Genomic DNA, 4,988 nt, shown 5'->3' with positions numbered 1-4,988 from the left:
GTCGCCGTGCCGGCCGATCAGCGCCGGATGGTCCGGGTCCAGCACGATCAGATCGGCGCGGGCGCCGGCCTCGATCCGGCCGGTGGCGCGGCCGACTGCGCGGGCGCCGCCGTCGATCGCGGCCTGGAACAGCGTGGCGCCGACCGAGGGCCGGGCCGGGCCGCCGGCGACGCCGCGCTTCCGCTGGGTCAGGCGCTGGCCGTATTCCAGCCAGCGCAGTTCCTCGATCACCCCGACCGAGATGTGGCTGTCCGAGCCGATGCCGAGCGCCCCGCCGGCGGCGAGGTAGGGGGCGAGGGGGAACAGCCCGTCGCCGAGATTGGCCTCGGTGGTGGGGCACAGCCCGGCGACCGCGCGGCTGGCCGCCAGCCCCGTCGTCTCGGCCTCGGTCAGATGGGTGGCGTGGACCAGGCACCAGCGGTCGTCGACTTCGGCATGGCCGAGCAGCCATTCGACCGGCCGGGCACCGCTCCAGGCCAGGCACTGCTCCACCTCCTTCACCTGCTCGGCGATGTGGATGTGGATCGGCGCCGACGGGTCGGCCGCGGTCATGCCCGCGACCGTCGCGGCCAGCATCTCCGGCGGCACGGCGCGCAGTGAATGCGGGGCGACGCCGATGCGCACATCCGGGTCGCCATCATGGTCGGCCCGCAGCCGGCCGATGATGTCGAGGATGCCGTCGACATCGTTCAGGAAGCGGCGCTGGCCGTCGCCGGCCTTCTGCCCGCCGAAGCCGCCGGTGTTGTACAGCACCGGCAGATGGGCGATGCCGATGCCGGTCGCCTTCGCCGCGGCGATCACCCGGCGCGACAGCTCCGCCCGGTCGGCATAGGGCGTGCCGTCCGGCTGGTGGTGCAGATAGTGGAACTCGGCCACGCAGGTGTAGCCGGCCTTCAGCATCTCGACATAGAGCTGCGCGGCCACCGCCTCGACCTGGGACGGGTCGAGCACGCGGACGAAGCGGTACATCTGCTCGCGCCAGCTCCAGAAATCGTCGCCGGGGCCGGCCGTGGTCTCCGCCAGCCCGGCCATGGCGCGCTGGAAGGCGTGGCTGTGCAGGTTGGCCATGCCGGGCAGGACGACGCCGGCGATCGCCTCTGCATCCCCGCGCTCCGCACCGGCCGTGACGCCGGTGATGTCGCCCCGGTCATCGACCTCGATCAGGACATTCTCGGCCCAGCCATCGGCCAGCAGGGCGGTGTCGGCGAAATAGCGCGTGGTCAAGAGGCGGCGTCCCGTGAGATGAAGCGCGGTGCGGCAGAATAGACCCGGATGGCCGAAGGGAAAGAGGGATGTGGGATCGCCTGTGGATCAATGCGCGGCTGGCGACCATGGCGGGCGACGGCTACGGCGCCATTCCCGAGGGCGCGATCGCGATCGAGGGCGACCGCATCGCCTGGGTCGGGCGGCAGGCCGACCTGCCCGGTGCCCCGGACCGCCTGGCCGTCGCGGTCGAGGATGCCGGCGGCACCTGGGTCACGCCGGGTCTGATCGACTGCCACACTCATCTGGTCCATGGCGGCGACCGGGCCCGCGAATTCGCGATGCGGCTGCACGGCGCCAGCTATGAGGAGATCGCGCGCGCCGGCGGCGGCATCGTCTCGACCGTCGCCGCCACCCGCGCTGCGGCCGAGGAGGAGCTGCTGGCCTCGGCCCGCAGGCGTTTGGATACGCTGGCGGCCGAGGGCGTCACCACCGTCGAGATCAAGTCCGGCTACGGGCTGGACCTGGCGACCGAGGCGAAGATGCTGCGCGTCGCCGGCCGGTTGGGGCAGGAGAGCGGGCTGCGGGTGCGCCGCAGCTTCCTCGGCGCCCATGCGGTGCCGCCGGAAGACCGCAACCAGCCCGACCGCTATCTCGACCGCGTGATCGAGGAGATGCTGCCGGCCGTCGCCCGGGACGGCCTCGCCGACGCGGTCGACGCCTTCGGCGAGAAGATCGCCTTCTCGCCGGCCCAGGTCGAGCGGGTGTTCCGCGCCGCCAAGTCGCTGGGCCTGCCGGTGAAGCTGCATGCCGACCAGCTGTCCGACCAGGACGGCGCCGCGCTGGCCGCCCGGTTCGGGGCGCTATCGGCCGATCATCTCGAATACACCAGCGAATCGGGCGCCAAGGAGATGGGCCGGGCCGGCACCGTCGCGGTGCTGCTGCCGGGCGCCTATTATTTCCTGCGCGAGACCCAGCTGCCGCCGGTGGGGGCGTTCCGCCGGCACGGTGTGCCCATCGCGCTGGCCACCGACAACAATCCGGGCACCTCGCCGGCGACCTCGCTGCTGCTGATGCTGAACATGGGCTGCACCCTGTTCCGCCTGACGCCGGAGGAGGCGCTGGCCGGCGTCACCCGCAACGCGGCGCGGGCGCTTGGCCTGGCGGATGAGTGCGGGCGGCTCGTTCCCGGCCTCGCGGCCGACCTGGTGTTCTGGGACGTGGCCGACCCGGCCGAGCTGTCCTACCGCATCGCCTATAACCCGTGTCGTGCGGTGATCCGGGGCGGTCGGGCTGTCTGATATCCCGGTATTCTGCCGAATCGGAGCTTTGTGCTAGAAGCGTCGCATCGATTGGCGGGGGAAGCCGGTTGCGTTGGTGAGGGGATTCGGTCGGATCGCGGTGCTCGCGATGGTGTTGCTCGGCTCGGCCGCGACGGCTGCGCCGGCGCGGGCCCAGGAGAGCTGCACGCCTTACATCCTGGCGATGGAGGGGGCCTTCGGCATTCCCCGCGGCATGCTGCTGGCGATCGCGCAGACCGAATCGGGCGGCAAGGGCGATCCCTATCCCTGGGCGCTGAATGTCGGCGGCACGCCGATGTTTCCGGGCAGCCTGGCCGCGATGAAGGCGGCGATCGAAGACAACGGCGGTGGTGAGAGCCCCAACATCGATGTCGGCTGCATGCAGATTTCCTTGCGATATCACAAGCAGACGCTGCCGGACTACACGCTCATCTTTCAGCCACAATACAATGTGATCTACGGCGCGTATTTCCTGCGGCGGCTGTTCAATCAGTACGGGAACTGGCTGCAGGCCATCGCACACTATCATTCCAGCGACCCGGATCGGCAGTTCGCCTATGCCTGCCGGGTGCTGGAGCGACTGAAGAAGATTCGCGGCCAGGGGGCAGGGCCGATCGAAGTCTGCGTGTCAGGTTGAGGGGACAATGGGTTGATTCGAGTTTCCTTTCCCGGCCAGATCGTTCAGAAGTTGGACCATTGGGGGCGTTGTCTCGATCAGCGCCGTGATCGGGCATTTGAGAAGACGTCAGAAGCGGGGGACCATGAAGCCTGTGCACAGTGACCGTCGCCGCGACCGGCAGGGCGAGGCGCGTCGACTCCGATGGACCCTTCGTTACGGCATCGGTCCGGCCCTCCTGGCCTGCGGCGTGCTGATTCTGACCCCGGTCGCCGGCCATGCCCAGCTGAACGCGCTGGTTGACCAGCTGCAGCAGCTGGGCATCAGCCCGTCGCAGCTGCAGCAGCAGGGCATCCAGCCCGACGGCGTGACGATCCCGAGCGGGCCGCGCGTGCCGACGACGACGCCCGCCCAGGTCACCGAACCCACCGTGGTCACGCCGGGCCTGCCGTCATCGACCGTCGCCGCCGCGCCCGTCTCGCGCATCGAGGCGGACTATCAGCGGCGTCTGAGCGGTGACATCGCCCAGTTCGGCTATGACGTCTTCGGCGGCGGTGCGGTGGCCAGCCAGGTGGTCAGCGGCGCCGTCAGCGAGAGCTACGTCATCGGCATCGGCGACCAGATCGTGGTCACGCTGCGCGGCCAGGTGAACCAGGGCATCAGCGCCACGGTCGACCGCGAGGGCCGGCTGATCCTGCAGGACCTGCCGCCAATCCCGGCCGCCGGACGCTCCTTCGGCGATCTCCGCCGCGAGATCGAGACCCGGGTAAAGGAGAACTACGTCTCGACCGAGGCCTTCGTGTCGCTCGGCGACGTCCGGGCGATCTCGGTGACCCTGACCGGCGAGGTCGTCAAGCCCGGTACCCAGACCCTGACCAGCTTCTCGACGCTGGTCGACGCGCTGACCGCGGGCGGCGGCATCAAGAAGACGGGCTCGCTGCGCACGGTCTCGCTGATCCGGCAGGGGCAGACCAAGGTGGTCGATCTCTACGGCTTCCTGATGGGCTACAGCAACGAGGCCGATCTGCTGCTGCAGGACGGCGATCGGATCTCGATCCCAACGATCGGCCGCACCGTCGCGGTCGCCGGCGACGTGGTCCGGCCCGGCATCTTCGAGATGCCGCCCGACGCGGCCGGCCCGCTCAGCGTCGCCGAGATGCTGGACTATGCCGGCGGCCCGATCCGCCCGGCCGGCAACCGCTTCAACCTGCTGCGGCTCGACCGCAACGGCCAGGACCAGGTCCAGAACCTGTCGGGCCAGACCGCGGTGCCGGTGCAGACCAATGACATCATCCAGGTGACGCTGTCGCAGGATCTGCGCGTCGGCAGCGTCTCGATCACCGGCAACGTCACCGTCGCCGGCGTCCGGCCGCTGACCAGCGCGCCAACCCTGCGCGCCCTGCTGGCGGACCCGCCGATCCTGGCGGACGACGCCTATCTGCCGTTCGGCATCATCCAGACGACCGATCCGACCACGCGGATCCGCAAATTCGTGCCGGTCAATCTGGGCGTGGCGCTGCGCGGTGGCGGCAATCTCCGCCTGCATGACCGCGACAAGCTGATCGTGCTGTCGCGCGAGGACATCCGCTATCTCGGCTCGGATGACGTCCAGTCGTTGCTGGCCGGGGTCCAGCCGGCCCAGGCCCGTTCATCCGCGCCGGACCTGTCGCAGAACGTCCAGGCCTCAAGTCAAACGCTGACCTCCAGCCTGCCGCCGGCCAACAGCGTCAGCAGCAGCTGCCTCGGCCTGCGGTCGCTGGCGGAGGCGGTGCGGAACGACTCCACCGGCCGTTTCCGCAACGCCCGGCAGACTTTCCAGAACGCCCAGTCGGGCGGCTCCCTGCAGGTCAATCGCGCCTGCCCCCAGA

Annotated in this window: 4 protein-coding genes; 3 read left to right on the top strand and 1 reads right to left on the bottom strand. The window is 70.1% G+C overall.

What is annotated here, in order from left to right:
• On the bottom strand, positions 1–1,224 hold a 1,224-nt coding region (locus tag ABDW35_RS32050), incomplete at its 3' end, for a formimidoylglutamate deiminase (protein ID WP_343717901.1).
• A 68-nt stretch (positions 1,225–1,292) separates the two neighbouring features.
• Here ABDW35_RS32050 and hutI point away from each other — a divergent pair.
• The 3 genes from hutI to ABDW35_RS32035 form a co-directional block, all read left to right on the top strand.
• Complete coding sequence (gene hutI / locus ABDW35_RS32045; RefSeq protein ID WP_343717900.1) at positions 1,293–2,504, top strand: imidazolonepropionase; 1,212 nt, start codon at positions 1,293–1,295, stop codon at positions 2,502–2,504.
• 109 nt (positions 2,505–2,613) lie between these two features.
• Entirely contained in the window at positions 2,614–3,141 is a 528-nt protein-coding gene (locus ABDW35_RS32040; RefSeq protein ID WP_343717902.1) for a lytic transglycosylase domain-containing protein, read from the top strand.
• A 124-nt stretch (positions 3,142–3,265) separates the two neighbouring features.
• On the top strand, positions 3,266–4,988 hold a 1,723-nt coding region (locus ABDW35_RS32035), incomplete at its 3' end, for a polysaccharide biosynthesis/export family protein (protein WP_343717899.1).

Origin of the sequence: Inquilinus sp. (assembly GCF_039594555.1) — a bacterium.
In the GTDB taxonomy this organism is placed as follows: domain Bacteria; phylum Pseudomonadota; class Alphaproteobacteria; order DSM-16000; family Inquilinaceae; genus Inquilinus.
The sequence above is the reverse complement of the archived record's forward strand: the minus strand, read 5'-3'. Positions and strand labels throughout refer to the sequence as shown.

Bases quoted from the DNA above. Each gene is read 5' to 3' on its own strand.
- ABDW35_RS32040 (WP_343717902.1), top strand. From the start codon at position 2,614: ATGGTGTTGCTCGGCTCGGCCGCGACGGCTGCGCCGGCGCGGGCCCAG.
- hutI (WP_343717900.1), top strand. From the start codon at position 1,293: ATGTGGGATCGCCTGTGGATCAATGCGCGGCTGGCGACCATGGCGGGC.